The organism is Methanobacterium bryantii (genome assembly GCF_002287175.1).
Taxonomy (GTDB): domain Archaea; phylum Methanobacteriota; class Methanobacteria; order Methanobacteriales; family Methanobacteriaceae; genus Methanobacterium_D; species Methanobacterium_D bryantii.
In genome coordinates this window covers 254,010-267,846 of sequence record NZ_LMVM01000012.1, presented here as the reverse complement: position 1 = coordinate 267,846, position 13,837 = coordinate 254,010, and the positions used below count along the sequence as shown (strand labels likewise).

Sequence of the window (13,837 nt, the reverse complement as noted above, 5' to 3'; positions counted from 1 at the left end):
AATTATGATCTACATATTTGAAATCTGATTTCACTTAACGAATTTTTCTAAAGAATTCTTTGAATCAGCTGAAATTGTATAATATAGCACTAACATATTCTAAATTTCAATTTAATAACTTTAATAATCACGGAGGTTTAAGAATGGTAACCAGATCTAGAGGTTTTAGAAGCAAAACACGTTATAAACTTAAAAAGGACTTAAGAGTAAGTAGGGCAAATTTAATAACTAAAAAAATACAGACTTTCGATGAAAGTGATTTAGTCCACATAATAATTGATCCTAGTGTTCAAAAAGGTCAACCACACCCTCGTTTCCACGGGAAAACCGGTAGAATAGCTGATAAGAGGGGTAGAGCATACATAGTAGAAATAAACGACGGTAATAAGGCTAAAAAACTAATAATAAGACCTGAACACCTTAAAATGCAAGAGTGATATTGATGATTGGGAAAAAAGTTATCGATACTGACCCTATCACAATTTCAGAAGTTAAAGAGATGCTTGGAGAGCTTTCAGAGCATTATGAGCTTACATACGAGCAAAATCTTGCTCTGGACCATGTAACAAAATTTTCAAAGTTAGATGAAGAAGCTGCTAAAAAACTGGTTGAAGAACTCTCAGAAATAATCAAAAAGACTCAAGCTATTAAGGTAGCAGATATTATGCCTGAAGATCTAGCAGATTTAAGGTTAATATTTGCTAAAGAAAGGGGTTCATTTAAACAAGAGGACATGGAGAAGATATTGGAAATAGTAAATAATTACAGATAACTATAAGGAATATTAAAGCCAATAATAATATAAACAAATTTCAGAGGATTAATTGAATCTTAATCCAGACAATATCTTAAGATATTAACTAAATATTGAAAATCAACATGATTTTCAAACTCGAATATTCGAGATAGCATCGGCGATGTGATTAAATGGAAGAATATGCAATTATTTTGGATTATCTTCCTTTAGGTTATGTTAAAGAAGGTATACCATCATATAAAAGAAAACCTGTAGTTCAAGCTATGGGTAAAGAGGAATTTACTCTACTTGAGCTTATTCCAAAAGAAAACGTTTCACTGGATATTCACCAGAAAGTTTATATAGGCTCAGGAAAACGCGACCAGATCTCTCGTGTAAACCGACGACTCAGATATGATGACCTCACTGCCACTGCTAAAGTTGAATTAAACTACGTTGTAGAAGAAATCATTAAATCAAAAGAAGATAAATTCATTGGGTTTTTCAACGAAGCAGGATCAATATCAACCAGACTCCATCAACTCGAACTATTACCTGGAATTGGAAAAAAACATATGTGGGACATTATCAAAGCGCGACAAGAAAAACCGTTTGAAAGCTTTGATGATCTCAAAAAAAGGGTCCCTATGCTTTCAGACCCTGTAAAGCTTCTTTCAAAAAGAGTTCTTATGGAACTTGAAGCTACAGGAGACAAAAAAGGAAAGCGAAAATATGTACTTTTCACCAGATCCACTACAAAACGAAACTAATTATTTTAAATTAAATATTTTTTCTAATTTTTTTTAATAGAACACTACAATCTTACTCAGGTATATCTAATGTTAGTTAAAGAAACTCTAAAAATACTGAAAGAGAATGATATAAGATTAGATAAGCGAAAAGGCCAGAATTACCTGATAGATTCAAATATACTGAACAAAATTGTTGATTATGCAGATCTATCTTCTGAAGACACCGTACTTGAAATTGGCGCAGGTATAGGAACATTGACAATCCCCCTGGCTGAACATGCAAAAAAAGTGATTGCTGTTGAACAGGACCAAAAAATTGCTGCTGTTTTAAATAAACGCCTTAAAAAGCTTAATATTTCAAATGTAGAAGTTATGGTTGCAGATGCAGTAAAAACTGATTTTCCTTATTTTAATAAAGTTGTATCCAACCTTCCATATAAAATTTCATCCCCTATCACATTTAAACTGCTTGAATATGACTTTGATTTTGCAGTACTTATGTACCAGCTTGAATTTGCAGAAAGAATGGTGGCAAAACCGGGTGAATCTAATTATTCAAGATTATCATTGATGATGAGTTTCTGCGGGGATGTTGAAATGCTTTTTGAAGTTTCAAAACATGCATTCTTCCCAAACCCCAAGATATCATCGGCTGTGATCAAACTGGTTCCAAATAAAAATGTTGAAATTGACGAATTTTTCATAAAAGTTTCAAGGGCTCTTTTCCAGCATAAAAAGAAAAAAGTGAGAAATGCACTGCTTAACTCATTCCATGAAATTGCAAGTGTGGACAAGAAAGAAGCTAAGGAAATAGTTTCAAAACTGGATGAAAATCTTTTGAGTGCTAGGGTTGTGAAACTTGATCCTGCTGAAGTTATGGTAATTTCTGGTGAATTGAAACATTTAATACGTTAACATTTATATAAACTATTAATTTTAAATAAAATTATTTAATATTATTATAAGGTTATTAACAGAGGAAATGTAAAATGAAATCTTATCTTTTGAATATAATCTTTATAATCATAGGTATTTTGCTTTGATCGGCTCAATATTATACTACATTACTTATCCAACATTTATAGCATTAGTACCTTCAATTATCAGTATTGTACTGATTTTTTATGGCATATTTGCAAAAAATATAATACGGCACATAAATTTATTTTCAAAAAATGAAGAGATGAAAACATGACCCAGAGCCCATATGAAATATTTATAGAAGAATGTCCGGAAGTTGCAGAACGTTTTAACGATCTAATTAAAGCACAGCAGTCTTTAGAAGGATTAGACGCTAAAACAAAGCAGTTAATCAACATAGCCATTCAAACCGCTAATCGGAATGTAAAAGGAGTGCAGATGCATGCAATGATGGCCAAAAATGAAGGTGCTACTCGTGAAGAAGTTGTAGGTGCTGTAGTGCTGAATTTACACCATTCAGGATTTGCCTCGGTGCTTGACTGCCTTCCAGCTGCTATCGACGGGTTTGAAGGTAAATTTCTAACATCGAAACGAGTTTGAGGAGTATACATGGCCGCTCAAAACATTTATTCAAGAAAGATATCTTCAAAGGAAGCTAAGGAAGATTTTATTTTTATTTTAAAGAGTAAATTATCATTTTTTCCTCCCATTGGAACTAATTTTGAGCTTTCAAATGAAAATATATCCAGAGAAGTCATGGTAGAATCATATCCCTGTACTTGTAGAGGGCCTGACAGGCCTCATGAACATTATTTTATTTCATGGGAAGGATTAGCAGCTGGAGATAAAATTGAAATCACTAAAGACTCCCAAAATAAATATAATTTACAGATTCAATATGGATTTACAGAAGTATTCGATTAAACTTTATTTGACTGAATATACTGTCTTCCCAAATATTTTTAATTAAATATTAAAACAGGCCATAATATGCCAACTATTGATGATTATACATCTGGAAAAGTTTTAAAAAATGTGAAATTGACGCTTTATTTTCTTAAACTTGTAAAAATTCCAGTTTTAGGCCAACGCATCGGGAAAGAATTATTGAAGAAAATAATAGTATCAGAACCAAGATTCATTGACATAAACACCGCGTCAATTTTGATTCATGAATCAAAGAAATGTGCAGTAGGAGAACGCGTTTGCAGAGCCATGAATAAAGACTCAAAGTTTACAGAATCTGTATTTTTAGATGAACTTGCTGAAGGGATGATTAATGTAGGGAAAGCAAGATATGTCAAAAAAGAAGATGCCATACAAACATTGAAAAAATATCCTAAAAATCCACTAATTGCAGCAAAAGTTTCAAATAAGTACATGGAGATATGTAGATCATATCCTGAAGACTGCGTATACTACAATATGCACAGGTGTAAAATAAAATGTTTAACTAAATACAATAATTTATAAATCCTAATTTTATTATCTCTTTTATATTTGAAATTTATCAACAGTAAGGAATAATTAAAATGTTAGAATACAAAGGAATCGTAATTTACACCCACCGTAATGTATATGAACCTGCAGAAGACACATTTTTACTTGCAGAAAACCTGGACATCCAAAGAAGAGATGAAGTACTTGAAATAGGTGCCGGTACTGGGCTTATAACAGTTGTAGCTGCACAGAAGTCAAAAAAAGTAACTGCAACTGACATAAATGAAGATGCAGTTAAATGCGCCCTTAAAAATACTATTACCAACAGGACTTATAACGTTGAATTAAAAACCGGGAACTTATTTGAACCTGTTGAAGATGAAAAATTCGACTTAATCTTATTCAATACCCCATATCTCCCAACGGATGAGGATGAAAAATTTGACGAAGAAATTAATGCTGCCTGGGACGGTGGAGCAGACGGCAGGGCAACTATAGACAAGTTCCTTAATGAGGTAAAGGACCATTTAAATGAAGGCGGTCGAGTCCAGCTCGTGCAGTCATCTTTATCCAATAACGAAAAAACCATCCAAAAATTAGAGGAACTGGGATTTGAGGCAGGTATAACTGCCAGTGAAAAATGTTTCTTTGAAGAAATTGTAGTTATAACCGGAATTTTAAAGTAACACCCGCGTCAGAGGCTGTTTAAATAAATTATATGTCGAATACATATTAAGATAATTCTATGTCCAAATTACAATTTGACAGGAAGTATAATCCATTTGCATGATAGACATAATTGAAAAATAAATCTGCTCAGGGGAGTGATTTTTTACAATTTATAAGCGAAATCATTGAAAGACCCGTGTTTGACTCGAACGGTAAAATAGTTGGAAAGTGCAAAGACTGCATAATCTCCACCAAGAGATCTTATCCTGTAATAAATGCAATAGTTCTTCGCGGACCCCATAAAAAGGACATTAACATACCCTGGGAATATGTAAACAATTCAAGAAGCACTATATCACTTAATACCCTCTTTGAAAATATTAAAGAGTATAATATAGGCGAAAGAGACATCAAGCTTGTAGAAGACGTGTTTGATAAACAGCTGGTGGATGTAGATGGCAAAAAAATAAGAAGAATTAATGACCTGCAGGTATCCCCCGTTAACAGCCATTATAGACTTATTGGTGTAGATATAAGTCTTAAAGGGGCGCTGCGAAGACTTGGACTGGAAAAAATAGCCAGCAGCCTTAAAATAAACCTTCAAGAGGATTATATCGATTGGAAAGACATCGATGTCTCAACAAGCAGGGACAACATGTTCAATTTAAAATTAAAAGTTCATAAATACGACCTTAAGAAGCTTCACCCTGCAGACATAGCAGATATAGTTGAAAAGTTGAGCGTTAAAGACTCAGTTACCATCCTCAACTCCTTTGATGATGAAGTTGCTGCCGACATTCTGGAAGAAGTTTCACAGGAAAACCAGATGTGTTTACTAGATGAAATTGATTCTAAAAAAGCTGCAAATATTTTAAATAAAATGTCGCCTGATGATGCAACGGATTTACTCGGCTGTCTTTCCGATTCTAAAACAGATAACCTGTTGGAATTAATGGATCCCGAAGAATCAAATGACCTGAAGAAACTTCTACAGTACCCCGAAGACACCGCCGGAGGGATTATGACAACCGAATTTGCGGCAGTCTCTGAAGAGTTGAAAGCGGGTGAAATTGTAGATAAACTCAAAGAAATGGATAAAGAGGCTGAAAGTATTTATTACATTTATGCATTATCTAAACAGGATAATTTAACCGGAGTTACATCTTTAAAACAGGTGTTATTTGCAGATCCTGATAAACCAATAAAAGAATTCATGACTAAAGATGTGATATCCGTTGATGTTAACAAAAAGCAGTTTGACGTAATAGAAACCATTGCAAAGTACAATTTACTTGCAGTCCCTGTTACTGACGATGAAAATCATCTTAAAGGCATTGTAACCGTGGATGATGCCATAGATCTCCTTTTACAGTCTAAATCCTAAAAATATTTGATTATTATAACTCAAATATTTTTTATTTCTTGTTATCTACCTAAAAATTTTAATTTTAGAGCCCTAATTTTAAACTATTTAATTAGACATTATTTTAAGTATTTATTAGATCCTATGTATCATATCTCAAGATATAGCCGATTATAACCATTAAAATATCATTTATTAACCTAATAGAATATATAATCATGAAAATACCATTATAAAGCACGAAATTGACTTAACATCAACAAATTTGATTATAATGGGTTTGTATTATAAAAAAGGATTTATAGTGTTAATATCCCATATATTCAATTGTTTATATAATATTATTAATTATATCCTGGATGAGATGGTTATATGTTGATAAGAGACATTAAAAACTGCGATTATTTTAAAGCCCTTGATAATACTATTCTCTGCGAATTACTACATCCAAAAAAGGAGAATGAAGACTTAAATATAAATTACAGCATTGCCCATGCAATTTTAAAGGCGGGTGAATCTTCACTACCCCACAGATTAAAAACTTCCATTGAAATATATTACATCCTTGAAGGCAAGGGCATTATGCATATTGATGATGAATCTGAAGAAGTTCAGCCAGGTCAAGTGATTTACATCCCTGCAAATTCAAAGCAGTACATTGAAAACACAGCCCCTAATGAACTTAAATTTTTAGCCATGGTTTACCCAATGTGGCAGGAAGAGGATGAAGAATTAGTTTAAAATATTTAAACTGATCAAAAGCTATAATTTTTAAAAAATAACTTCTTCAAAAGATTATTTATGCATTAAAATGATTTATAACGATTAAATATATCTATTTTAAATTAATACCATGTAAAATAAAAAATTTTAATTATTAAATTGTTAAAATAATTATAATTATTTTAAATATTATTAAATAAATTATAATGAGTTATTAAATAATTAAGGGATTAAAAAATGACAAAAAAAATAATATGTGTGATTTTATTCATTTTAGTAGCCTTTTCAATAATTAATGCCAGCTATGCAACTCAAATAGGAAGTACAAGCTATGGTTATGTGGATAAAGTAGTTTATGGAAATTACAGTTCTAACGAAACTGTAGTTCTTATAGTCGGGGTTCATCCACAGGAAAATGGAATACATAAGGCGATTGCTAATGCTGTAAAAAGCAAGTCCGCAAGTCTGAATAAAAGATATGTTCTTTATTATGTCCATGTAACTAAAAATGTCAATGATTACAGTAAAAGCAGGATGAATGGGCAATTATTAGCTCAAAAGTTTGTAGTACCCGATGTTTCTAATGAACATCCGATGTTAGTGGTGGACAATCATGAAAATCATTATAAAAACAGCGGTTATGCTTACTGCAGGTTTTTATATCCAATTTCAGGCACTAAAATAACTAAAACATACGCAAATCAGATAATCAGTGCGATGACATTTTTAAGAGTTTATTACCCTCCGAATCCTACAAGTCCCCAATATGTCACTGTACCAATTGCAAAGAAAGGAATACCTACAATAATCTATGAAACTTATGCATATGATTCAGCGGCTAAAAAGGCATCCGATGCCAATGCCATTATTAATGCACTGGACAAAAAAGTCATACAGATACCAACAGTGAAAGCCAGCCGATCTGGAGGTTACTTTAACACAGCCAAAAATGTTACTTTAACCATGGATAAACCTGGAATTATCTATTATACTATAAACGGCAGTACTCCCACAATTACAAGCACTAAATACAACGCCATCATTACAATAACCCATACAACCACATTAAAATATATGGCAGTGGATAACAACGGCCATAAATCTTGTGTTTACACACAAACTTACATCCTTGACCAAATAGCTCCAAAACTGGTTGCAACATATCCAAAAAATAATACTACTGGCATTTCAAGAACCCATCCTATTTCTATCAGGTTCAGTGAGAATGTTTTAGCCAGTATTAACTGGTCTAATGTTATTGTGAAAAATAAGTATAATCAAACATGTAAAATAACTAAATGGGTCAGTGGTAACCACATTTATATTAAAACAAACAGCAAAAGAAGCAAATACTTATACTACACAATTTACATTCCAGCATCAGCTGTAAAAGATTATGCCGGCAATAATTTTGCAGGATACACTTTTAAGTTTAAAACTGGGAAATACTAAGTTTTCCCTATTTTTTTATTTTAGCAAATATTAATTCATTTGAGTAACTCAAATTATCAGTAAACAACCATAACACACATATAGCTGAATTCCATTTCTGAAATGTTTTTTAAAGATGTTTCTATTATCTTTTCATCGCCGTAACTGAGTTTTTCACAAATTGCCGCTTTTCTATCTGGATCAATGCCATTTTCAATTAAATAAGCTGCTAATTCAGCTGGTTTAAAGTTTGGAAGCATTATTGTAGGTTTTCCATTGTTGATGGTATCTAAAATATCCTCCAAAATCCCTTTTCCATGCATGGTAACTAAATCCGCTTCATCCCACGGAATTTTAAGTTTGGCGGCACATAACTGAACCGAACTTACTCCCGGAATAACTTCAATATTTATATCCTCTTTCAGCTTTAAAATCGGCTTTAAAATTCCGGAAAATCCAGGATCGCCAGTTGAAAGCAGTGCAACAATTTTACCATTTTTAACCTCAGAAACTGCGAGTTTCATATCTTCTTTCATATTTTGAGCGTTGAGTTCTATTTTACCGTGATCTGGAATTTTAAAAAGATCAAGTGCTCTTCTACTTCCAATTACTACATCAGAAGATTCAACCACCTTTTTTGAAGCTAAAGTTAAATAATCTTTAGATCCTGGACCTATCCCTACAATATACAGCTTTGACATTTAAACCCCGTTAAAATATGTTATATTATTTTAATAGGTTCACTAACTTTTAAAACTTATTCTCCCTGGTCCATTATTGTGAAATTTTACTGTATGTTAAATGATGAACCTGTTAATTGGAGTTGAATATGTTTAAAAGATCATATTTAGTTAACCAGCAAATTCATGCAAGCATGAATGAACTTATTTTTTACTCATGTTCACAAAAACTTCGGTTTTTGTGACCGTAAAAATCTCTCAAAAAACCTTAAAAAATCTATGATTTTTTACATATAGAAAAATGTTGTCAAATCAAAAGATTTGTCAGCCGTCGAAAATTCGTAAATTTTTCGGGCTACAAACACATTGTGTTTGTTAGCTGCGATTTTTACATGTCCATGATCCTGTGCGTGAGTTATACTTCATGTTAAATAGTTTTAATTGATTATAGGGAATTTATCTTAAAAAAATACAATTTACTTAACCAGACACACGAGTGAATCGATATTATTTACACAACATTCTGGCATGAGCGTTTCTAAAATGTTTAAGACACTGCATGTATGAAATTTCACATTAATACATATATGCCTAAATTTTATTATTTTAAAACTTAAAAATGCGCACTATAGCTATTAAAGCATTTATGTATAAGAAATTATTATATACTGGATTTTACATAATATAAATTAATTTATAATAAATTAAATAAAGGGGAAACCGTTGAAAAAGCATATAATACTGCTGATAGTTATATTAATTTCATTATTTACTTTTTGTAGCGTAGCTAGCGCCTCAAATGTTTCGGGCATAAACGGTAGTACTAACATATCTTCAACATCCATTTCTTCAAATATAACAAATAATTACACCTCAAAAAATACTAATTCTACAAATTACAAAAAAAATGAGCTTTTTGTTAAATTTAAGTACAGCAGTAAAACCAGTTATAAAAAAATTTCCCAAATGGTTAACCACCAAATTGGGGCTACTGTAATAAAAGAATACAGCGAAGTGAAAGGATTACAATTGGTTAGAATACCTGTAAATATGTCTCTAAATGATGCAATAGCAAAGTATAAAAAAAATTCTAACGTAATTTATGCCGAACCTAATTATGCCTATGCAGAAAATTCTATTCCGGATGATACTTACTATGATTATCAATGGGGACTTTCTCAGGTCAATGCCTCAGAGGCATGGAATATCACAACTGGATCACATAAAGTTATAATTGCAGTAATTGATTCAGGAATTGATCTAAATCATCCTGATCTTAAAGCCAATATATGGATAAATAAAGGCGAAATACCCGGAAATAACATTGATGACGACCACAATGGATATATAGATGATGTTTATGGATGGAATTTCATCAGCAACAATAGCAATATCTCCGATGATGACGGGCATGGTACCCATGTAGCAGGGATTATTGCAGCCGTTGGTAACAACTCCAAAGGAGTTACAGGAGTTATGTGGAGCACCACCATCATGTCCCTAAAATTCCTTGATAATGAAGGGAACGGGTACGTAGACGATGCTGTATCTGCAATACGTTATGCAACCAAGATGGGAGCAAGCATAATAAGCTGTTCATGGGGAGGAAGTGAATATTCCCAAGCCCTTAAAGATGTAATTGATGCTTCTTCTGCTCTGGTAGTCTGTGCTGCAGGAAATAGGGGCAGTGGCGCAAATGATGATATTTCACCAGTCTACCCTGCATGCTTTACAAGTAAAAACATAATTTCAGTTGCAGCAACCGATGCAAACGATACTCTTGCATCTTTTTCAGATTATGGATTGAATTCAGTTGATGTAGCTGCTCCTGGAACACACATATGCAGCACATTGCCAGGATCACAGTACGGATATATGCAAGGAACTTCGATGGCTGTACCCTATGTAACAGGGCTTGCAGGACTCATTAAGTCAATAAGGCCAGATCTAACTGCCCTTCAAATAAAATACACCATTTTAAATAACGTAGATTATATAAGTTCTTTAGCAGGGAAAACCTTAACTGGCGGTAGAATTAACGCACTTAAGGCTTTAACAAACATAATAACAGATTCAACAGCTCCTGCAGTAAGTGTTAATCTAAAAGGAGGTTCTTACTACAGCCCATTAAGCATAAGCTTAAAAGCAAGTGAACCTGCAACCATTTATTATACGCTGAATGGAAGTAACCCTACAAGAAACAGTCTGGTTTATACAGGCCCCATTGTCCTTAAAACCAGCCAAACCATCAAATTCATGGCCATTGACATGTCAGGTACGTTGTCATATGTTTACACAGATAATTACAAAATTTATCGGACAGTAAAATACAGCTACAAAGCAAAGGTTTCACATAAAAAATGGTATAAAAAGTGGTATAAAAAATGGTACAAACACGGGTATAACCGATATGGAAGATGGCACTACTACTGGACTTACAAATGGAAGTACAAATGGGCTTATAAATTATATTACACATATGAAACACGTTACGGGAAAAAATACATCCTTACCTAAATTTTTTTAATTAATTATCCAGTTATCAGTGTTATACACTACTTTTTTCCATTAGACATGTTTAAATTAATTAAATTAATTTCCACAAATGTTATCTGCTACCTCACCTCAATATTAAACTGATAAAAAGAATAAATAGAACGTGATAAAAATGCTACAGATCGGAGTAACAGGAAAGCCAAACGTTGGAAAATCTTCATTTTTTAATTCAGCAACTTTAAGTCAGGTTGAAGTTGCAAGTTATCCATTCACCACCATAGATGCAAATAAAGCAGTTGCCTATGTCACAACAAAATGCCCATGTACAGAACTAAAGATTACATGCAATCCCCAAAACTCAAAATGTGTTGACGGGACCCGGATGATACCTGTAGAACTCATAGATGTTGCAGGGTTAGTTCCAGGAGCTCACGAAGGACGTGGACTTGGAAATAAGTTTTTAGATGATTTAAGGCAATCTGGAGCATTTATACATATAATAGACGCTTCAGGATCAACTGATGAAGAAGGACGACCTGTAGACGCAGGTTCTCATGATCCGCTTGAAGACGTGGACTTCTTAGAGCATGAAATAACCATGTGGCTCTTTGGGATATTGAAGAAAAACTGGAGCAGGTTAATAAGAAAGGCCCAGGCAGAGAAGGTTGATTTTGCTAGAATTATACATGACCAGCTCAGCGGGATTGGAATATCATTAGAGGATATCCTTGAAGCAAAAAGGTCTATTCCTACAGAGTATCATGCATGGGAAGATGAAGACATGCAGGAATTTTTAGCTGTTCTGCTGCGTATAGCTAAACCAATGCTCATAGTCGCCAACAAGGCAGACCTTCCAACTGCAGAGGAGAACGTAAAACGCCTGCAGGAAAAATACGAAAATGTAATTCCAGCATCTGCCGAATCAGAATTAGCTCTGGTAAAAGCCGCAGAAGCAGGTTTAATAAATTATACTTCTGGAGACTCAGACTTTGAAATAGTAGATCCTGAAAAATTAAGCGATGCCCAGAAAAAAGCCTTGAATTATATTAAGGAACATGTACTCAATAAATACGGAAGTACTGGAGTACAGGAAGCGTTAAACACGGTAATTTTTGACCTTTTAAAGATGATCGTTGTTTTTCCTGTTGAAGATGAACATAAGATGTGCGACGGCAAAGGTAACGTGCTTCCAGACGCTATTCTAATTAGAACAGGGTCAAAACCAAGGGATTTAGCTTACGTAATCCATACAGATATTGGTGAGAGCTTCATGCATGCTATGGACGCGAGGAGCTGTATGAGGGTGAGCAGCGACTACGAACTTAAAAGTGGAGATATCATAAGCATTATTTGCCGGTAAATTGCATTTAAAAGGATATTAATAAAATTCAATCATTAACTAATTTTTTACCTAAGAATATAAAGATTTAAATCTAACCGGACAAATATAACTGTAGTTTAGTAAATGAGTTGGTTCCCATGGTCTCAAATGAGGAAATACAAAGGAAACTTGAAGAAAAAAGGAAAGTAAATACTTCCCAAGAGGGCGAAATGCCTATAAACAATGACGAGGGAGGGTTACAGCAGAGTTTTATAGTGGTAAGCTCGAACCATGTCCCAGGATATGATGTTGTTGAAACTAAAGGCTTTTGTTACGGGCTGACTGTCCGCAGTAGAGGTGTAGGCGGGCAGGTAGGTGCAGGAATACGTTCCATGTTTGGTGGAGAAATAAAGGAATATGTCAAGATGATGGAAGAGTCAAGGGACGAAGCAGTGTACAGGATGATAGATCATGCGCAGCAAATGGGCGCCAATGCTATAATAAGCGTTCGATATGATTCCAATGAAGTTTCAAATGTAATGCAAGAAATTTTAGCCTATGGAACTGCAGTAATTGTCCGTAAAAAATAGCTACTATTTCTCAAAATTATTTTAAACTTTTTAATACTTTTAAACAGATTACTGGCTAATTTAGAAGTTTTTAACGGAATAAATGTTTTAAAACAAAATATGTGGTAATTAATTACCACTCTCTAAATTCATTCCACTAATTTGAATATACCAGTTATAACCAGCCAGATACCTATCAAGAATCCCAAGTTAACTGGATTAAATGCAAATAAGCCCAGTATAAGGTAGATAATACCAAGGACTATACCTAAAACTCCAGCCCATGCCATTTTTCGGTGCATTCCATCTACCAGTGATATTAAACCTGCTATTATCAGGAATATACCTGCTATAGACAGTGTCAATCCTGCTATAAAGCTGAGTAAGGCAGGGTTTATAATCAAACCAATTGCTATTATCAGGGCTATAATACCCAGTACCAAATTCAATATACCTGTTGTCCTGCTTATTTCTAGCTCAGATATTCCCAGTATAAGCAGCCATATTGCTATTAAAAGTACCACAACACCCGCAAATATGCTGACCGTTACCGCTGTTAAAAACGGAAACGCAATAACTATAAGGCCAAGAATTATGGCCAGTATCCCCGCAAACAGATTTCTCATTTTAATCCTCCTAATAGTTATTTCAGAGTCCCTAAATCTAATACATATACTCTTAATAACATATGATATAAATTTATGCCTTTTATCCAAAAATAGCTCAAAATAAGGTT

The 13,837-nt window shown here is 33.5% G+C and carries 16 protein-coding genes; 14 read left to right on the top strand and 2 right to left on the bottom strand.

Annotated features, from left to right (window positions below; all coding sequences use genetic code 11):
* Nucleotides 1–143 precede the first annotated feature (143 nt).
* From ASJ80_RS06685 to ASJ80_RS06635, 11 genes are all read left to right on the top strand, one after another.
* On the top strand, nt 144–437 hold the full coding sequence (locus ASJ80_RS06685; RefSeq protein WP_069584347.1) for a 50S ribosomal protein L21e: 294 nt from the start codon (nt 144–146) through the stop codon (nt 435–437).
* A gap of 5 nt (nt 438–442) precedes the next feature.
* Complete coding sequence (locus ASJ80_RS06680; protein ID WP_069584348.1) at nt 443–772, top strand: RNA polymerase Rpb4 family protein; 330 nt, start codon at nt 443–445, stop codon at nt 770–772.
* Nucleotides 773–927: 155 nt separating this feature from the next.
* Nucleotides 928–1,506: a DUF655 domain-containing protein gene (locus ASJ80_RS06675; RefSeq protein WP_069584349.1), complete on the top strand. Its 579-nt coding sequence runs from the start codon at nt 928–930 to the stop codon at nt 1,504–1,506.
* A 69-nt stretch (nt 1,507–1,575) separates the two neighbouring features.
* Entirely contained in the window at nt 1,576–2,403 is an 828-nt protein-coding gene (gene rsmA, locus ASJ80_RS06670) for a 16S rRNA (adenine(1518)-N(6)/adenine(1519)-N(6))-dimethyltransferase RsmA (RefSeq protein WP_069584350.1), read from the top strand.
* 276 nt (nt 2,404–2,679) lie between these two features.
* Entirely contained in the window at nt 2,680–3,009 is a 330-nt protein-coding gene (locus tag ASJ80_RS06665) for a carboxymuconolactone decarboxylase family protein (protein WP_069584351.1), read from the top strand.
* A 9-nt stretch (nt 3,010–3,018) separates the two neighbouring features.
* A complete protein-coding gene (locus ASJ80_RS06660) occupies nt 3,019–3,333 on the top strand; it encodes a hypothetical protein (RefSeq protein WP_069584352.1) in 315 nt (104 codons plus the stop codon).
* A gap of 66 nt (nt 3,334–3,399) precedes the next feature.
* On the top strand, nt 3,400–3,882 hold the full coding sequence (locus ASJ80_RS06655; protein WP_069584353.1) for a hypothetical protein: 483 nt from the start codon (nt 3,400–3,402) through the stop codon (nt 3,880–3,882).
* A gap of 59 nt (nt 3,883–3,941) precedes the next feature.
* Nucleotides 3,942–4,535, top strand: a complete 594-nt coding sequence (locus ASJ80_RS06650) for a HemK2/MTQ2 family protein methyltransferase (protein ID WP_069584354.1) — start codon at nt 3,942–3,944, stop codon at nt 4,533–4,535.
* A gap of 113 nt (nt 4,536–4,648) precedes the next feature.
* Nucleotides 4,649–5,902: a magnesium transporter gene (locus tag ASJ80_RS06645; RefSeq protein WP_069584355.1), complete on the top strand. Its 1,254-nt coding sequence runs from the start codon at nt 4,649–4,651 to the stop codon at nt 5,900–5,902.
* Between the two features lie 351 nt (nt 5,903–6,253).
* A complete protein-coding gene (locus ASJ80_RS06640; RefSeq protein WP_069584356.1) occupies nt 6,254–6,622 on the top strand; it encodes a cupin domain-containing protein in 369 nt (122 codons plus the stop codon).
* Between the two features lie 219 nt (nt 6,623–6,841).
* Complete coding sequence (locus ASJ80_RS06635) at nt 6,842–8,056, top strand: chitobiase/beta-hexosaminidase C-terminal domain-containing protein (protein ID WP_069584357.1); 1,215 nt, start codon at nt 6,842–6,844, stop codon at nt 8,054–8,056.
* Between the two features lie 56 nt (nt 8,057–8,112).
* Here the strand turns inward: ASJ80_RS06635 and cbiE are convergent, their stop codons facing one another.
* On the bottom strand, nt 8,113–8,736 hold the full coding sequence (gene cbiE, locus ASJ80_RS06630; RefSeq protein ID WP_069584358.1) for a precorrin-6y C5,15-methyltransferase (decarboxylating) subunit CbiE: 624 nt from the start codon (nt 8,734–8,736) through the stop codon (nt 8,113–8,115).
* 702 nt (nt 8,737–9,438) lie between these two features.
* On the opposite strand from cbiE, the gene ASJ80_RS06625 reads away from it, so the two are divergent.
* The 3 genes from ASJ80_RS06625 (at nt 9,439) to ASJ80_RS06615 (ending at nt 13,122) form a co-directional block, all read left to right on the top strand.
* On the top strand, nt 9,439–11,232 hold the full coding sequence (locus ASJ80_RS06625) for a S8 family serine peptidase (protein WP_069584359.1): 1,794 nt from the start codon (nt 9,439–9,441) through the stop codon (nt 11,230–11,232).
* A 151-nt stretch (nt 11,233–11,383) separates the two neighbouring features.
* Nucleotides 11,384–12,571, top strand: coding sequence for a redox-regulated ATPase YchF (locus ASJ80_RS06620; RefSeq protein WP_069584360.1), 1,188 nt, complete (start codon nt 11,384–11,386; stop codon nt 12,569–12,571).
* Nucleotides 12,572–12,762: 191 nt separating this feature from the next.
* A complete protein-coding gene (locus ASJ80_RS06615) occupies nt 12,763–13,122 on the top strand; it encodes a heavy metal-binding domain-containing protein (RefSeq protein ID WP_069584371.1) in 360 nt (119 codons plus the stop codon).
* 128 nt (nt 13,123–13,250) lie between these two features.
* Here ASJ80_RS06615 and ASJ80_RS06610 read toward each other — a convergent pair whose 3' ends face one another.
* Nucleotides 13,251–13,727: a DUF308 domain-containing protein gene (locus ASJ80_RS06610; protein WP_069584361.1), complete on the bottom strand. Its 477-nt coding sequence runs from the start codon at nt 13,725–13,727 to the stop codon at nt 13,251–13,253.
* Nucleotides 13,728–13,837: the final 110 nt, after the last annotated feature.

Coding starts and splice junctions, on each gene's coding strand:
- ASJ80_RS06685 (WP_069584347.1), top strand. CDS start 144: ATGGTAACCAGATCTAGAGGTTTTAGAAGCAAAACACGTTATAAACTT.
- ASJ80_RS06680 (WP_069584348.1), top strand. CDS start 443: ATGATTGGGAAAAAAGTTATCGATACTGACCCTATCACAATTTCAGAA.
- ASJ80_RS06675 (WP_069584349.1), top strand. CDS start 928: ATGGAAGAATATGCAATTATTTTGGATTATCTTCCTTTAGGTTATGTT.
- rsmA (WP_069584350.1), top strand. CDS start 1,576: ATGTTAGTTAAAGAAACTCTAAAAATACTGAAAGAGAATGATATAAGA.
- ASJ80_RS06665 (WP_069584351.1), top strand. CDS start 2,680: ATGACCCAGAGCCCATATGAAATATTTATAGAAGAATGTCCGGAAGTT.
- ASJ80_RS06660 (WP_069584352.1), top strand. CDS start 3,019: ATGGCCGCTCAAAACATTTATTCAAGAAAGATATCTTCAAAGGAAGCT.
- ASJ80_RS06655 (WP_069584353.1), top strand. CDS start 3,400: ATGCCAACTATTGATGATTATACATCTGGAAAAGTTTTAAAAAATGTG.
- ASJ80_RS06650 (WP_069584354.1), top strand. CDS start 3,942: ATGTTAGAATACAAAGGAATCGTAATTTACACCCACCGTAATGTATAT.
- ASJ80_RS06640 (WP_069584356.1), top strand. CDS start 6,254: ATGTTGATAAGAGACATTAAAAACTGCGATTATTTTAAAGCCCTTGAT.
- ASJ80_RS06635 (WP_069584357.1), top strand. CDS start 6,842: ATGACAAAAAAAATAATATGTGTGATTTTATTCATTTTAGTAGCCTTT.
- cbiE (WP_069584358.1), bottom strand. CDS start 8,736: ATGTCAAAGCTGTATATTGTAGGGATAGGTCCAGGATCTAAAGATTAT.
- ASJ80_RS06620 (WP_069584360.1), top strand. CDS start 11,384: ATGCTACAGATCGGAGTAACAGGAAAGCCAAACGTTGGAAAATCTTCA.
- ASJ80_RS06615 (WP_069584371.1), top strand. CDS start 12,763: ATGCCTATAAACAATGACGAGGGAGGGTTACAGCAGAGTTTTATAGTG.
- ASJ80_RS06610 (WP_069584361.1), bottom strand. CDS start 13,727: ATGAGAAATCTGTTTGCGGGGATACTGGCCATAATTCTTGGCCTTATA.